The sequence below is a fragment of the Roseibium album genome, assembly GCF_001404515.1.
Classification (GTDB): domain Bacteria; phylum Pseudomonadota; class Alphaproteobacteria; order Rhizobiales; family Stappiaceae; genus Roseibium; species Roseibium album.
In genome coordinates this window covers 121,087-134,513 of record NZ_CXWE01000004.1, presented here as the reverse complement: position 1 = coordinate 134,513, position 13,427 = coordinate 121,087, and the positions used below count along the sequence as shown (strand labels likewise).

The window sequence follows — 13,427 nt, the reverse complement described above, 5'->3', positions numbered from 1 at the left end:
CTCGTAAGACAAGAAAGACGAGAGAAGAACGATGCTGCAACCGAAGCGCACAAAGTTCCGCAAGCAGCACAAGGGCCGCATCCACGGCTTGTCGAAGGGGGGCACCGACCTCAACTTCGGCGCATTCGGTCTGAAGGCTTTGGAGCCAGAGCGTGTGACTGCACGTCAGATCGAAGCGGCCCGTCGTGCTATGACCCGTCACATGAAGCGTGCGGGTCGTGTTTGGATCCGTATCTTCCCGGACGTTCCGGTTTCATCGAAGCCAGCCGAAGTCCGCATGGGTAAGGGTAAAGGTTCTCCGGATTACTGGGCTTGCCGTGTCAAGCCTGGCCGGATCATGTTTGAAATCGACGGTGTGCCGGAAGACATTGCGCGTGAAGCCATGCGTCTTGCCGCCGCCAAGCTGCCGATCAAGTGCCGTTTCGTTCAGCGTATCGGCGAGTAAGGCACGCGAGGAGTTAAGCCATGAAGGCGACCGATGTACGGGCCAAGACCCCCGACGAGCTCCGTGGTGAGCTTGAAGTCCTGAAGAAAGAACAGTTCAATCTGCGCTTTCAGAAGGCAACGGGTCAGCTCGAAAACACAGCGCGAGTCCGGCAGATCCGCCGGGACATCGCGCGTATCCAGACGATCATGCGCGAAAAGCGCGTGTCGACTAACGCGTAAGGAGACGGCAATGCCGAAGCGTATCCTGCAGGGCACCGTTGTCAGCAACGCGAATGACAAGACGGTGACGGTTAACGTGGAGCGCCGCTTCACCCACCCGCTGCTGAAGAAGACTGTGCGCCGGACGAAGAAGTACCGCGCACACGACGAAAGCAACCAGTACAAGGTTGGCGACTCTGTTCAGATTGAAGAGTGTGCGCCGGTCTCGAAAAACAAACGTTGGACTGTGGTCGCTCAGTGACCACGCTCCATTCAGTGAGCATCAGGCGCCCGTGACCCGAGCGCCACTAGAAGAACAAGGCAGCCAGTCATGATTCAGATGCAAACAAACCTCGACGTCGCCGACAATTCCGGCGCCCGTCGTGTCATGTGCATCAAAGTGCTCGGCGGCTCCAAGCGTAAATACGCCCAGGTCGGAGACATCATCGTTGTTTCCGTCAAAGAGGCTATTCCGCGGGGGCGCGTCAAAAAGGGCGACGTGATGAAGGCTGTCGTCGTGCGCACGGCTAAGGATATCCGCCGTCCCGATGGCAGCGTGATCCGGTTCGACCGCAATGCGGCCGTGCTGGTCAACAACAACAAGGAGCCGGTCGGCACCCGTATCTTCGGTCCGGTGCCGCGTGAACTCCGCGCCAAGAACCATATGAAGATCATATCGCTCGCGCCGGAGGTGCTCTGATGGCTGCGAAAATTAAAAAAGGCGACACGGTGGTCGTTCTGACCGGTCGTGACAAGGGTAAGTCCGGCGAGGTCATTCAGATGATCAAGTCCGACAACAAGGCCCTGGTCCGTGGTATCAACATGGTCCGCCGCCACCAGAAACAGACCCAGGCGCAGGAAGCTGGTATCGTGTCCAAAGAGGCACCGATCCACCTGTCCAATATCGCGCTGGCCGATCCTAAGGACGGCAAGCCGACGCGTGTCGGTTTCAAAGTGCAGGACGATGGCACCAAGGTACGTGTGGCCAGACGTTCGGGAGACCTGATCGATGGCTGAGACCACTAATGTGCCGCGTCTGAAGACGCATTACAATGACGTCGTGCGCGAGCAGCTTCTGGAGAAATTCCAGTACAAGAACGTCATGCAGGTTCCGCAACTGGAAAAGATCGTCCTCAACATCGGTGTTGGCGAGGCGGTTGCAGACTCCAAGAAAGCGCGTATTGCTGCTGAAGACCTGGCTGCAATTGCCGGCCAGAAGCCGGTCATCACCAAGGCCAAGAAATCCATCGCGACCTTCAAGGTTCGTGAAGGCATGCCGCTTGGTGCGAAGGTGACTTTGCGCAGTCAGCAGATGTACGAATTCATGGACCGTCTGATCACAATCGCGCTTCCGCGTGTTCGTGACTTCCGTGGCCTGAACCCGAAGAGCTTCGACGGTCGTGGCAACTACGCCATGGGTATCAAAGAGCATATCGTGTTCCCGGAGATCGAGTACGACAAGGTCGACCAGATCTGGGGTATGGATGTGATCGTTTGCACCACGGCGCCGACTGATGACGAGGCACGCGAGCTTCTGCGCGCGTTCAACTTCCCGTTCACGAAGTAACGGGCAAGGAAGGGACCGACGATGGCGAAGAAAAGCGCAATCGAGAAAAACAAGCGCCGCGAGAAGCTTGTCAAGAAATATGCTGAGAAGCGCTCTGCTCTCAAGGCGATGGCTAAAGATGAAAGCCTGTCTCTGGAAGAGCGGTACAACGCACGTCTGAAGCTGGCGAAACTGCCACGGAACTCTGCACCGAACCGCGTTCGCAACCGTTGCGAAGTGTCCGGTCGCCCGCGCGGTTTTTACCGCAAGTTGAAGATGTCACGTATCGCGCTTCGTGAACTTGGCTCCCTGGGTAAGATCCCGGGCCTGGTCAAGTCGAGCTGGTAAGGAGAAACTCCGATGGCAATTACTGATCCGTTGGGGGATATGTTGACCCGGATTCGCAACGCCCAGATGCGTCGCAAGAACAAGGTCAACTCACCAAATTCCAAATTGCGTGCACACGTACTTGATGTGCTTGCAAAAGAGGGTTACATCCGTGGCTACACCACGGTTGACTACGAGGGCGGTAAGTCCGAGTTGGAAATCGAACTGAAGTATTTCGACGGTGAACCGGTTATCCGCACGATTGAGCGGGTATCAAAGCCGGGACGCCGAGTTTACTCGTCGGTGAGAAACATCCCGCATGTCTCCAATGGCCTGGGCGTGTCGATCATATCGACTCCGCGCGGTGTCATGAGCGACCATCAGGCGCGGGATGAAAATGTAGGTGGTGAGGTGCTTTGCCGCGTCTTCTGATGCGGTTACCTTATCTTTAAACAACGACAAGGTTGGTCACATGTCTCGTATTGGCAAAAAGCCAGTCCCCGTGCCAAGCGGGGTAACGGCATCGATCGACGGCCAGACAGTTACGGTCAAGGGCCCGAAAGGCGAAAAAGCTTTCGTGCTCAATGATCTTGTTCTGGCCGAAATGACTGATGACGGGATCAAGATTGATCCACGCAACGATACCAAGCCTGCTCGCTCCATGTGGGGCATGAGCCGGACGATGGTGTTGAACCTGATAACCGGCGTAACGGAGGGCTTCAAGAAAGACCTCGCGATCACCGGTGTCGGTTACCGCGCCCAGGTCCAGGGCCAAAATCTTCAGCTCGCGCTGGGTTTCTCGCATGATGTTGTCTATCCGATCCCGGAAGGCATCGACATCAAATGCCCGAAACCAACGGAAATCAACATCACAGGTACCGACAAACAGCGTGTCGGTCAGGTGGCTGCTGAAATCCGCGAATTCCGCCCGCCGGAACCCTACAAGGGTAAAGGCGTACGTTATGCAGACGAGTTCATCGTCCGCAAAGAAGGCAAGAAGAAGTAACGGACCTGGATCATGGCGAACAGCAAACAAGCTTTCGAACGCCGCCGCGATCGCGTGCGTCGTTCGATCAGGAAAGCCGCCGGCGAACGCCCGCGCCTTTCCATCTTCCGCTCGTCGAAGCAGATCTATGCCCAGATCATTGACGATGCGAAGGGGCATACAATTGCCTCTGCTTCTACGATCGAAAATGATCTCAAGGGCAGCCTGAAAACGGGCGCCGACGTCGCAGCAGCTGCTGCCGTTGGCAAGCTTGTCGCAGAGCGAGCAGTAGCCGCAGGCGTCAAGCAGGTCGTGTTCGACCGGGGCGGGTACATGTATCATGGGCGTATCAAAGCGCTTGCCGATGCAGCCCGCGAAGGTGGACTTGAATTCTGACCAGCGCCCGTTGGCGCTCTTAAGAACGGAAGACGTATAAAATGGCGAGACAGGATAATCGCGATCGCGATGAGCGAGACAGCGAATTCGTCGACAAGCTCGTTCACATCAACCGCGTTGCAAAAGTGGTCAAGGGTGGCCGTCGCTTCGGGTTCGCAGCGCTTGTTGTGGTTGGTGACCAGAAGGGCCGTGTCGGCTTCGGTCATGGCAAGGCACGCGAAGTGCCGGAAGCCATCCGTAAGGCAACAGAAGCTGCAAAGCGCACGATGATCCGTGTGCCGCTTCGCGAAGGTCGTACCCTCCATCACGATGTGGAAGGCCGTCATGGTGCCGGCAAGGTTCTGCTGCGCGCAGCTCCGGCAGGTACCGGTATCATCGCAGGTGGCCCGATGCGTGCAGTGTTCGAGACGCTCGGCGTCCAGGACGTTGTTGCAAAGTCCCTCGGGACATCGAACCCTTACAACATGGTTCGTGCAACGTTTGCCGCGTTGAAAAAGGAAGACAGCCCGCGTTCTGTCGCCGCCCGCCGTGGCCTGAAGGTTTCAGTGCTGCAGTCGCGGCGTCGTGACAACAACGAAGAGGCGGCTCCGGCTGCCGCCGAGGCTTGACCTTGGCGGCTCCGGACCCCAGCTGAAAGAGGGTAGGTTCCATGGCGAACACAGAAAAGACTGTTACGGTCGAACAGATCGGCAGCCCGCTGCGCCGTCCGAAGGATCAGCGCGCGACGCTCGTCGGTCTTGGCCTGAACAAGATGCACCGCCGTTCCACGCTGAAGGACACTCCTGAAGTGCGCGGCATGATCAATAAGGTCCAGCATCTCGTTCGCGTCGTCGAAGACAACGCATAAGGACGGGGTGAGGAGAAACAAAATGAAGCTCAACGAACTTCGTGACAACGAAGGTGCCGTATCAGAGCGCACTCGCGTTGGACGTGGCATCGGGTCCGGCAAGGGCAAGACCGGTGGCCGTGGCGTCAAAGGTCAAAAGTCTCGCTCCGGCGTGTCAATCAAAGGCTTTGAAGGCGGTCAGATGCCGCTTCACCGCCGTCTGCCGAAACGTGGTTTCACGAACATTTTCGCCAAGGACTACAACACTGTGTCCGTTGGCCGTGTTCAAAAGGCTATAGACGCCGGCAAACTGAACGCTTCTGAGACGGTGACCGTCGAAGTGCTCAAGGCTGCAGGCGTAGTCAAACGGGTTCGTGACGGTGTCCGCATCGTTGCCAACGGTGAATTGACAACGGCAGTGACCTTTGAAGTTGCCGGTGCCTCCAAAGGCGCTGTTGCAGCAATTGAAAAAGCGGGCGGCAAGGTTGCCGTTCTGGGAGCTCAGGCTTAACAGCCTGGGCTTTACCCGTTTCTGGGCAAGCATACAACCGGAGTAGGGCATGGCATCGGCCGCCGAGCAACTGGCTTCAAATCTGAATTTCTCAGCTTTTGCGAAGGCTGAAGAGCTCAAAAAGCGCATCTGGTTCACGCTAGGGGCGCTTTTGGTTTATCGATTGGGTACTTATATCCCGATGCCCGGAATTAATCCGGAAACGTTCGCACAGGTGTTCGGGCAGGCCCAGACCGGTATTCTCGGCATGGTCAACATGTTCACCGGTGGTGCGATCGAGCGCATGGCGATCTTTGCCCTCGGCATCATGCCGTATATTTCCGCCTCCATTATCATGCAGCTGATGACGACGGTTGTTCCGACGCTTGAGCAGCTGAAAAAGGAAGGTGAGCAAGGCCGAAAGGTCATTAACCAGTACACGCGTTACGGCACAGTCGTTTTGGCGACTTTCCAGGCCTACGGGATTGCTGTCGGACTGGAATCCCAGAGCGTCGTGACGGATCCGGGCTGGTTTTTCCGGGCCTCAACCGTGATTACGCTGGTCGGCGGCACCATGTTCCTGATGTGGCTTGGTGAACAGATCACGTCGCGTGGTATCGGCAACGGTATTTCTCTGATTATCTTTGCCGGTATTGTTGCCGGTCTGCCTTCCGCCGTTGTGCAGACGTTGGAACTTGGACGCCAGGGGTCTCTGGCGACCTGGATTATTCTGGCGGTCATAATTCTTGCCGTTGCAGTGATCGGTTTCATTGTTTTCATGGAACGGGCGCAAAGGCGGTTGCTGATTCAGTATCCGAAACGGCAGATGGGCAACCGGATGTTCGAGGGCAATACCTCGTTCCTGCCGCTGAAGCTGAATACGGCCGGTGTGATTCCACCGATCTTCGCGTCGTCGCTGTTGCTCGTTCCAGCTACCTTCGCCGGATTCGGTCAAGGCAGCGGCAACGAATGGCTGACTTACATAACTGCGGCGCTTGGTCACGGACAACCGCTGTTCATGGTCTTCTACGCAGCCATGATCATCTTCTTCTGTTTCTTCTATACGGCGATTGTCTTCAATCCGAGCGATACAGCCGATAACCTCAAGAAACACGGCGGTTTTATCCCGGGCATCCGTCCTGGAGAGCGGACTGCGCAATACATCGACTATGTCCTGACACGCGTCACTGTCGTGGGTGCGATCTACATCACCATCGTTTGTCTATTACCCGAATTCCTCATTTCGGCTACTGGCGTTCCGTTCTATTTCGGGGGAACCTCTTTGCTGATTGTCGTAAGCGTGACAATGGACACCGTGTCGCAGATCCAGGGCCACCTGCTTGCGCATCAGTATGAGGGACTGGTGAAGAAAGCTAAACTCAGGGGGAAACGTCGATGAGGCTAATTCTGGTTGGACCGCCGGGGGCGGGTAAAGGGACACAGGCTGCACGCCTTGTCGAAAGGTACGGCATCCCACAGCTGTCCACCGGAGATATGCTTCGTGCGGCGGTCGCCGCGCAGACCCCTGTCGGCTTGAAAGCCAAGGAAGTCATGGATGCCGGTGGTCTGGTATCGGACGAAATCGTCGTCGGTATCATCCGGGACCGGATTGCTGAAGATGATGCCGAAAACGGCTTTATCCTGGATGGCTTCCCGCGCACTCTTGCACAGGCGGAGGCGTTGGACGAGATGCTTGAAGACAGCGGCCTGAAGCTCAATCGGGTTCTGGAACTGCGTGTTGATCAGACAAAGCTCGTTGACCGGATCATCAAGCGGGCAGAAGATGCCAAGGCTGCCGGTCAGGAAGTCCGCAAGGATGACGACCCTGAAGTATTCAAGCAGCGTCTTGAAGCCTATAACCGCGATACCGCAATCGTTGTGCCTTACTACGAGAAATCAGGCCATCTTTCGGTGATCGACGGCATGCAGGCCATTGATGAAGTATCGGCTTCTATCGAATCCGTTCTTCAAGGGCTTGACGAGAAGGTTTAAGAGCGTTAAGGGACGCGCTCTATCAGACAGTTTGGCCGGTTCCATGTAAGTGGGACCGGCATTCTCTGTGCCGGGAGTTCCCGGCATTTCGCACCCCGCAAGGGCCGGACTCCACCGGACGCGGGCTTTAACAACTGCGGTTTGCCGAAATGGCCGACAGCTCTAGACATGGAGACAAACGTGGCACGTATTGCTGGCGTTAACATCCCGACAAACAAGCGCGTTGTCATCGCGCTTCAGTATATTCACGGCATCGGCGCAAAGTTCGCCCAGGAAATCGTCGAAAAGAACAATATCGACACATCCCGCCGTGTGAATGAACTTTCCGATGCTGAAGTTCTGTCCATCCGTGAAACCATCGACCGCGATTATATGGTGGAAGGTGATCTTCGCCGTGACACGGCAATGAACATCAAGCGTCTTATGGACCTTGGCTGCTACCGCGGCCTGCGTCACCGCCGCGGACTTCCGGTTCGTGGACAGCGGACGCATACGAACGCACGTACCCGCAAGGGTCCGGCGAAACCGATCGCTGGCAAGAAAAAATAATCATCAGCGCCGCGATTGGTGGTGGAGCTGCCGGAATTACGGCAGTGAAGAGATCAATACAAGGATACAAGAATGGCTAAAGACACGACGCGTGTGCGTCGCCGCGAACGCAAGAACATCTCTTCCGGCGTTGCGCATGTGAATTCCACATTCAACAACACCATGATTACGATTACCGATGCACAGGGCAACGCGATTTCCTGGTCGTCTGCTGGTGCGCTCGGCTTCAAGGGCTCTCGTAAGTCGACGCCGTATGCTGCCCAGGTTGCTGCTGAAGATGCTGCAAAGAAAGCTGCTGAACACGGCATGCGCACTCTTGAGGTCGAAGTCCGTGGTCCGGGTTCAGGTCGTGAATCTGCTCTGCGCGCGTTGCAAGCTGCCGGATTCCTGATTACGTCCATTCGTGACGTAACACCGATTCCGCACAATGGCTGCCGTCCGCGTAAGCGCCGCCGCGTCTAAGGCTTTCCGGCTTTAGGTACCTGTTTCTCCAAATGGCAAAGAATGGCCCGGCCTTGAAGAGCCGGGCGGGATAGCCGAAGGGACGAAAACGTGACCATTCAGAAAAACTGGCAAGAATTGATCAAGCCGACCAAACTCGAGATCAAGCCGGGTCATGATCCGCGCTTTCTGGCAACCGTCGTTGCCGAGCCTCTTGAGCGCGGTTACGGCCTGACTTTGGGCAACGCGCTGCGCCGCATTCTGCTGTCTTCCCTGCAAGGGGCGGCTGTGACTGCAGTTCAGATCGATGGCGTTCTGCACGAGTTCTCGTCGATCCCCGGTGTTCGCGAGGACGTCACCGATATCGTGCTCAACATCAAGGAAATCGCCATCCGCATGGAAGGTGAAGGTCCAAAGCGCATGGTCGTGCGCAAGCAGGGCCCAGGTGTTGTGACCGCCGGTGACATTCAGACCGTTGGTGATGTGGAAGTGCTCAATCCGGATCTGGTGCTTTGCACCCTGGATGAGGGCGCGGAAATTCGCATGGAATTCACCGTCAATACCGGTAAAGGCTATCATTCTTCCGACCGCAACCGCCCGGAAGATGCTCCGATCGGACTTATTCCTGTCGACAGCCTCTACTCTCCTGTCAAGAAGGTCTCCTACAAGGTGGAAAACACCCGTGAAGGCCAGGTTCTTGACTATGACAAGCTGACCCTGACCGTCGAATCCGATGGTTCCGTCAAGCCGGATGATGCAGTGGCATTTGCCGCACGCATTCTGCAGGATCAGCTTTCCATCTTCGTCAACTTCGAAGAGCCGCAACGCGAAGTCGCCGAGGACACTGTCCCGGAACTTGCTTTCAACCCGGCACTGTTGAAGAAAGTCGACGAACTGGAACTGTCTGTCCGGTCTGCAAACTGCCTGAAGAACGACAATATCGTATATATTGGCGATCTCATTCAGAAGACCGAAGCGGAAATGCTGCGGACACCGAATTTCGGCCGCAAGTCGCTCAACGAGATCAAGGAAGTTCTCGCCCAGATGGGTCTCCATCTCGGCATGGAAGTCGCCAACTGGCCGCCGGAGAACATCGACGATCTCGCCAAGCGTTACGAAGACCATCAGTATTAAGGGGCGTACGCGTCCCTAAGGGCTCAACCGGGCAAATGCTACTAGTGAAAGAGCAGATTGCCTGAAAGAAAAAGGAGAGGGCCATGCGCCACGGTAAATCCGGCCGCAAGCTCAACCGGACCTCTAGCCACCGCAAGGCTATGTTCGCAAACATGGCAGCTTCGCTGATCAAGCATGAACAGATCGTGACGACGCTGCCGAAGGCTAAAGAAATGAAGCCGATCATCGACAAGCTCATCACCCTGGGCAAGCGTGGTGATCTGCATGCGCGCCGCCAGGCCATTTCGCAGATTCGCGACACGGCCATGGTTGCCAAGCTGTTCGACACGCTCGGCGAACGCTACAAGGACCGCAGCGGCGGCTACTCGCGCGTTCTCAAAGCGGGCTTCCGCTATGGCGACAACGCACCGATGGCGGTCATCGAACTGGTCGATCGTGACCCGGATGCTCGTGGTGCTGACGATCGTGCTCGTGCCGAGGCTGAAGAAACCGCTGAAAACGCAGCGTAAGAAGTCAGCGACGTAACAGACTTGAAAGGCGGGCAATTTGCCCGCCTTTTTTGTTGCCGAATTGACAAGTCCAGCGCCGGTTTTACCATTGAAAAATGAAACCCCAGATTATCATTGCATTAATGAAAACTACCTAGGTTTGCCGCAACACCTCCTTGAGGTTGTGGTAGGGCTGGGAGAAATATCGTGTTTTCAAAATCATCCTCATCGGGGACGAAATCATCTTTTCGTCTTTCCTTTGTCATTCCGGCATTGATGATCGTCATTACGGTTGCAGCATGCGCAGCTGTCGGTGTCATCGGTTACATGACCGGCAAGGACGGCTTGCAGAAGGCAGCCGAGGCGGAACTCGGTATGGTCATTACCGCACGGTCTGCGTTGCTTGAGAGCAAACTGAAATCAGCGGAAGGTGAAGTGGTTACCCTGGCCTCAAGTGTTGCCGATGCTTTGCACACCCTCGGTCAGGCTTCGCTCAATCTTGGGAAGGAACGGGAGGAGATCCTCGGTTATTTTCAAGCTGCTGAGACTGCCAGTGAACGGGCGTCGCTTTCAGGGAGTGAGCAAAAAACCATGTATGCATGGCGCCATTCGGAGGCGCATCCGGCAATTTACAATCTCTGGAAGAACAGTGATTACGCCGATATCTACTTGCTCGATCCCGCCGGACTTGTCCTCTATTCGGTGACCAAGGGAGATGAGTTTCTGAGGCAGTTCGGCGAAGGCAGCCCCGCCGAAGGCACCGGTCTGGAACAGGTCTTCAATGCTGCGCTGGAACTGGGTGAAGGAGAAATCGCATCAACATCCTTTGCGTCCTACGAGCCGTCCGGCAGTGAAGGATCGCTGTTTCTGGCATCCCCCGTTTTTTTGAATACGTTCGGCACCGTAAGCCTAAGTGGCGTGGTTGTCGTTCGCCTCAACACTTCCAATTTGAATGCCATTGTCGCAAGCCGGGATGATCTTGGTGAAACCGGGCAGGTCTATATTGTCGGGCAGGACGGAATTGTGCTGTCTGACCTGCCGCTTGCCGCAGAACCGACTGCACTCAAACTCACAACCGAAGCCGCCCCGATACTCGCTGCCACCGGTGGACTGGAATCTGCTGAAATCGTGACAGGAGCGGATGGAGTGGCTGATTTGGTGGTTGCTCGCCCCCTGATTTTCCAGGGGCAGAATTGGGCAATCGTTGCAGAAAAGAGCGTCGGTGAAACACTTGCCGCAGTCACAAACATGCGGAACCAGATGATTATCTGGTCCCTGATAACGATCGCGGTCGCCGCTGTCATTGCACTCTTCTTCTCCCGGTCGATTACCGGACCGCTGTCAGCACTCGTTGGTGCCCTGAACGCCATTGCCTCGGGTAACCTTGGAGCGGAGATTAGAGCGGCTGGCAGAAAGGACGAGATCGGCGATATCGGACGTGCGGTGCTGCAGATCCGCCAAAATGCGACTGAGGAAAACGAACGAAGAGCGGCGGAAGAGTCAGATGCGGCACGCATCCAGGCGGAACAGCGGCACGACATGCTGGCCAACCTGGCCGGTGAATTCGAGGCGACGGTCGGTACGGTTGTAGACAAGGTCGCCCGCTCGGCTGCGTCTCTCAGGCAATCCGCTGACAAGATGCGCGAGATGACCGATACGGCAGGAGAGACGTCGGCCAATGCAGCGACCATGTCCGAAGAGGCGCTTGCGGAAGTCGAGTCGATTGCTGCAGCATCAGATCAGCTTTCCGGCTCGATACAGGAAATTTCCAGCCTGATCGAGCGGTCTTCGAGTGTGGCCGCCGCGGCGACCAAGCGCGCCGAAACCACCAATGAAACCGTCAAATCGCTCGCCGAGGCTGCGAACCGGATTGGTGAGGTCGTCACGCTTATCAGCGACATTGCAGATCAGACCAATCTTCTTGCGCTCAACGCCACGATAGAGGCAGCGCGAGCGGGCGAAGCCGGCAAGGGGTTTGCGGTCGTGGCTTCGGAGGTCAAGGATCTCGCATCACAGACGGGCAAGGCAACCGGTGAGATCCAGCTGCAGATTGATGCGATCCGGACAGCAACGGACGATGCCGTCGGGGCTATCGGCGACATTCAGAAAACCATCGACGAGATCACCCAATCGGTGAGCGAGGTTGCGGCCGCCGTTACAGAACAAAGCTACGCGACGCAAGGCATTGCCGAAAACACACAAAGGGCTGCAGGTGGCACGTCCAAGGTGACGGAAGACATCCGCAACGTATCCAGCCTGTCGAACGACACAAACATGGCGGCCCAGAACTTCTCTGAAGAAGCCGCGGACATGGCGACAGAGGCAGAGCAACTGGACCGGGAAGTCCGGAGTTTCCTGGATCAGGTTCGCTCGGCGTAAACCACCTCCAGCGGACAATGCAAAGTTCGCAAAAGCCGCAAACACCCCGGTCAGATGGGCGTGTTCGCGGCTTTTGCGTGTTTGCTGTCACGCACCGAATTGAGAACGAGTGGCGGTTCTGCGAGCAATACGGCCAAACCTCGGCTATCGTGAAATTGCGGTTGTCACGTCTCCCTGGATCCCACCATGGAATTCAAGGCTTTTAATGTAATTGAGCGGGCGAGCAATCCGATTGGGATGTAAGGGACGACTGAAACAAGTCCAATTTTCCACGTGGCTTGCGCAAGTAATTGCGCGCCAGATAAATCTCTTCCCATTGCAAGGTCAACTAGAACTGCTGATACAAATCCAGTTAACAATAAACCTACTGGAAAAAATAGTGCAGCACTTTTCCAGCTGGTTTTATGTTGGAACAAGAACCATTCCAGAACAGCGACAATGGCCCCCGATATTATGCAGGCGATAGCAATGTATCCGTAGCCCTGCAGTATAAATCCTGCGCTTCCTCCCACGTTGCTGTTAAGCCCCCTTACCTGATCGAAACAAATGAGCGGACACACAGCCCTTGATTACGATAAGCCATGTTTGATTGAATTGTAATCCAGACATGGTCTATCGCGGCCGACATACAGGACAGGCCGCGTGCCGGGTGCGTGCTTTGTCAAAAAGGAAACCATGCATGTACGGCCCTGATATCTTCCTGACGAAATGTCGCAATCGAGTTGTCTGACCAACTGACAACTGACTCAAAATTGTCCATTGAGGTAGGGATCTTGACAGCTGAAGAGGGTGCACGTCGGAGACTACTGGAAAGAACCACCCACGTTTTTTGATTGCGTGTTTCGCGTTTTATTTCCCGTCAGCCGGATACGCGTTGTGGCAATCCTGCTGCTTCGATGCAAGGTGGAAAGGTGGCCGGATGGTTTTGGTAATCCTCAAGGTTCTGCTGATGGGACTGCGGCTTCCGGTTTTTTCGTCATGAACATCCTTGCCGGAACTGCAATACCAGGCCCCTTGCGAAAAGGCGGCAGCTGAGTTGCGGAGATAGCGCATTACAACTGCGCCTGCTGTCTGGCTCTGGACTGCAATGTTATCGCGCGCGAATGCGTTTGGCCGATTATGCCGTCATTTGATGCAGCAAGTGGTTTGAGATAGGAAATTGTGAAATCTGGCCGTCATTTTGGCGATGTGTTGCTTTTGCAATTGCCTCCATTCCACCCTATCTGCCA

At 55.8% G+C, this 13,427-nt stretch carries 21 protein-coding genes; 20 read left to right on the top strand and 1 reads right to left on the bottom strand.

Annotated elements, in window-relative coordinates; all coding sequences use genetic code 11:
- Window positions 1–31 precede the first annotated feature (31 nt).
- The 20 genes from rplP to LA5095_RS13755 all read left to right on the top strand — a co-directional run bounded on the left by rplP (window position 32) and on the right by LA5095_RS13755 (window position 12,198).
- Window positions 32–445: a 50S ribosomal protein L16 gene (gene rplP / locus LA5095_RS13850; protein WP_055115933.1), complete on the top strand. Its 414-nt coding sequence runs from the start codon at window positions 32–34 to the stop codon at window positions 443–445.
- Window positions 446–465: 20 nt separating this feature from the next.
- The gene (rpmC, locus tag LA5095_RS13845; RefSeq protein WP_029061779.1) at window positions 466–666 is read left to right on the top strand and encodes a 50S ribosomal protein L29; all 201 of its coding nucleotides are present in this window, start codon (window positions 466–468) and stop codon (window positions 664–666) included.
- A 10-nt stretch (window positions 667–676) separates the two neighbouring features.
- On the top strand, window positions 677–907 hold the full coding sequence (gene rpsQ / locus LA5095_RS13840; RefSeq protein WP_029061780.1) for a 30S ribosomal protein S17: 231 nt from the start codon (window positions 677–679) through the stop codon (window positions 905–907).
- A gap of 69 nt (window positions 908–976) precedes the next feature.
- Window positions 977–1,345 (top strand): 50S ribosomal protein L14, encoded by a 369-nt coding sequence (gene rplN, locus LA5095_RS13835; protein WP_008191626.1) that lies wholly within the window; start codon window positions 977–979, stop codon window positions 1,343–1,345.
- On the top strand, window positions 1,345–1,662 hold the full coding sequence (rplX, locus tag LA5095_RS13830) for a 50S ribosomal protein L24 (protein WP_029061781.1): 318 nt from the start codon (window positions 1,345–1,347) through the stop codon (window positions 1,660–1,662). Before rplN ends, rplX begins: the two co-directional genes overlap by 1 nt.
- Window positions 1,655–2,212: a 50S ribosomal protein L5 gene (rplE, locus tag LA5095_RS13825; protein ID WP_055115931.1), complete on the top strand. Its 558-nt coding sequence runs from the start codon at window positions 1,655–1,657 to the stop codon at window positions 2,210–2,212. Before rplX ends, rplE begins: the two co-directional genes overlap by 8 nt.
- Window positions 2,213–2,233: 21 nt before the next feature.
- Window positions 2,234–2,539 carry a 30S ribosomal protein S14 gene (rpsN, locus tag LA5095_RS13820; protein WP_055115929.1) on the top strand — a complete coding sequence of 102 codons (306 nt, stop codon included), beginning with the start codon at window positions 2,234–2,236 and terminating at the stop codon, window positions 2,537–2,539.
- A 12-nt stretch (window positions 2,540–2,551) separates the two neighbouring features.
- Window positions 2,552–2,950, top strand: coding sequence for a 30S ribosomal protein S8 (gene rpsH / locus LA5095_RS13815; RefSeq protein ID WP_029061784.1), 399 nt, complete (start codon window positions 2,552–2,554; stop codon window positions 2,948–2,950).
- Window positions 2,951–2,990: 40 nt separating this feature from the next.
- Window positions 2,991–3,524, top strand: a complete 534-nt coding sequence (gene rplF, locus LA5095_RS13810) for a 50S ribosomal protein L6 (RefSeq protein WP_055115926.1) — start codon at window positions 2,991–2,993, stop codon at window positions 3,522–3,524.
- A 12-nt stretch (window positions 3,525–3,536) separates the two neighbouring features.
- Window positions 3,537–3,899 carry a 50S ribosomal protein L18 gene (gene rplR, locus LA5095_RS13805; protein ID WP_055115924.1) on the top strand — a complete coding sequence of 121 codons (363 nt, stop codon included), beginning with the start codon at window positions 3,537–3,539 and terminating at the stop codon, window positions 3,897–3,899.
- Window positions 3,900–3,940: 41 nt separating this feature from the next.
- Window positions 3,941–4,507, top strand: coding sequence for a 30S ribosomal protein S5 (rpsE, locus tag LA5095_RS13800; RefSeq protein WP_035898399.1), 567 nt, complete (start codon window positions 3,941–3,943; stop codon window positions 4,505–4,507).
- A 41-nt stretch (window positions 4,508–4,548) separates the two neighbouring features.
- Window positions 4,549–4,746 carry a 50S ribosomal protein L30 gene (gene rpmD, locus LA5095_RS13795; protein ID WP_006936433.1) on the top strand — a complete coding sequence of 66 codons (198 nt, stop codon included), beginning with the start codon at window positions 4,549–4,551 and terminating at the stop codon, window positions 4,744–4,746.
- A gap of 22 nt (window positions 4,747–4,768) precedes the next feature.
- Window positions 4,769–5,236, top strand: coding sequence for a 50S ribosomal protein L15 (gene rplO, locus LA5095_RS13790; RefSeq protein ID WP_055116824.1), 468 nt, complete (start codon window positions 4,769–4,771; stop codon window positions 5,234–5,236).
- 49 nt (window positions 5,237–5,285) lie between these two features.
- Complete coding sequence (gene secY / locus LA5095_RS13785) at window positions 5,286–6,614, top strand: preprotein translocase subunit SecY (RefSeq protein ID WP_029061788.1); 1,329 nt, start codon at window positions 5,286–5,288, stop codon at window positions 6,612–6,614.
- Window positions 6,611–7,207: an adenylate kinase gene (locus tag LA5095_RS13780; protein WP_055115922.1), complete on the top strand. Its 597-nt coding sequence runs from the start codon at window positions 6,611–6,613 to the stop codon at window positions 7,205–7,207. Before secY ends, LA5095_RS13780 begins: the two co-directional genes overlap by 4 nt.
- A 180-nt stretch (window positions 7,208–7,387) precedes the next feature.
- Window positions 7,388–7,756, top strand: a complete 369-nt coding sequence (gene rpsM / locus LA5095_RS13775; RefSeq protein ID WP_055116822.1) for a 30S ribosomal protein S13 — start codon at window positions 7,388–7,390, stop codon at window positions 7,754–7,756.
- 72 nt (window positions 7,757–7,828) lie between these two features.
- Window positions 7,829–8,218, top strand: a complete 390-nt coding sequence (gene rpsK / locus LA5095_RS13770; RefSeq protein WP_006936427.1) for a 30S ribosomal protein S11 — start codon at window positions 7,829–7,831, stop codon at window positions 8,216–8,218.
- A gap of 90 nt (window positions 8,219–8,308) precedes the next feature.
- The gene (locus LA5095_RS13765) at window positions 8,309–9,331 is read left to right on the top strand and encodes a DNA-directed RNA polymerase subunit alpha (RefSeq protein ID WP_055115921.1); all 1,023 of its coding nucleotides are present in this window, start codon (window positions 8,309–8,311) and stop codon (window positions 9,329–9,331) included.
- Window positions 9,332–9,414: 83 nt separating this feature from the next.
- The gene (gene rplQ / locus LA5095_RS13760) at window positions 9,415–9,840 is read left to right on the top strand and encodes a 50S ribosomal protein L17 (RefSeq protein ID WP_055115919.1); all 426 of its coding nucleotides are present in this window, start codon (window positions 9,415–9,417) and stop codon (window positions 9,838–9,840) included.
- 186 nt (window positions 9,841–10,026) lie between these two features.
- Entirely contained in the window at window positions 10,027–12,198 is a 2,172-nt protein-coding gene (locus LA5095_RS13755) for a methyl-accepting chemotaxis protein (protein WP_208992692.1), read from the top strand.
- A 164-nt stretch (window positions 12,199–12,362) separates the two neighbouring features.
- Here the strand turns inward: LA5095_RS13755 and LA5095_RS32395 are convergent, their stop codons facing one another.
- Entirely contained in the window at window positions 12,363–12,614 is a 252-nt protein-coding gene (locus LA5095_RS32395) for a hypothetical protein (RefSeq protein WP_145902523.1), read from the bottom strand.
- Window positions 12,615–13,427: the final 813 nt, after the last annotated feature.

Bases quoted from the DNA above. Each gene is read 5' to 3' on its own strand.
- rplE (WP_055115931.1), top strand. From the start codon at position 1,655: ATGGCTGAGACCACTAATGTGCCGCGTCTGAAGACGCATTACAATGAC.
- rpsE (WP_035898399.1), top strand. From the start codon at position 3,941: ATGGCGAGACAGGATAATCGCGATCGCGATGAGCGAGACAGCGAATTC.
- rpmC (WP_029061779.1), top strand. From the start codon at position 466: ATGAAGGCGACCGATGTACGGGCCAAGACCCCCGACGAGCTCCGTGGT.
- rplP (WP_055115933.1), top strand. From the start codon at position 32: ATGCTGCAACCGAAGCGCACAAAGTTCCGCAAGCAGCACAAGGGCCGC.
- rplR (WP_055115924.1), top strand. From the start codon at position 3,537: ATGGCGAACAGCAAACAAGCTTTCGAACGCCGCCGCGATCGCGTGCGT.
- rplN (WP_008191626.1), top strand. From the start codon at position 977: ATGATTCAGATGCAAACAAACCTCGACGTCGCCGACAATTCCGGCGCC.
- rplQ (WP_055115919.1), top strand. From the start codon at position 9,415: ATGCGCCACGGTAAATCCGGCCGCAAGCTCAACCGGACCTCTAGCCAC.
- rplO (WP_055116824.1), top strand. From the start codon at position 4,769: ATGAAGCTCAACGAACTTCGTGACAACGAAGGTGCCGTATCAGAGCGC.
- rpsK (WP_006936427.1), top strand. From the start codon at position 7,829: ATGGCTAAAGACACGACGCGTGTGCGTCGCCGCGAACGCAAGAACATC.
- rpsH (WP_029061784.1), top strand. From the start codon at position 2,552: ATGGCAATTACTGATCCGTTGGGGGATATGTTGACCCGGATTCGCAAC.
- rplX (WP_029061781.1), top strand. From the start codon at position 1,345: ATGGCTGCGAAAATTAAAAAAGGCGACACGGTGGTCGTTCTGACCGGT.
- rpsN (WP_055115929.1), top strand. From the start codon at position 2,234: ATGGCGAAGAAAAGCGCAATCGAGAAAAACAAGCGCCGCGAGAAGCTT.
- LA5095_RS13780 (WP_055115922.1), top strand. From the start codon at position 6,611: ATGAGGCTAATTCTGGTTGGACCGCCGGGGGCGGGTAAAGGGACACAG.
- rplF (WP_055115926.1), top strand. From the start codon at position 2,991: ATGTCTCGTATTGGCAAAAAGCCAGTCCCCGTGCCAAGCGGGGTAACG.
- rpsQ (WP_029061780.1), top strand. From the start codon at position 677: ATGCCGAAGCGTATCCTGCAGGGCACCGTTGTCAGCAACGCGAATGAC.
- secY (WP_029061788.1), top strand. From the start codon at position 5,286: ATGGCATCGGCCGCCGAGCAACTGGCTTCAAATCTGAATTTCTCAGCT.
- rpmD (WP_006936433.1), top strand. From the start codon at position 4,549: ATGGCGAACACAGAAAAGACTGTTACGGTCGAACAGATCGGCAGCCCG.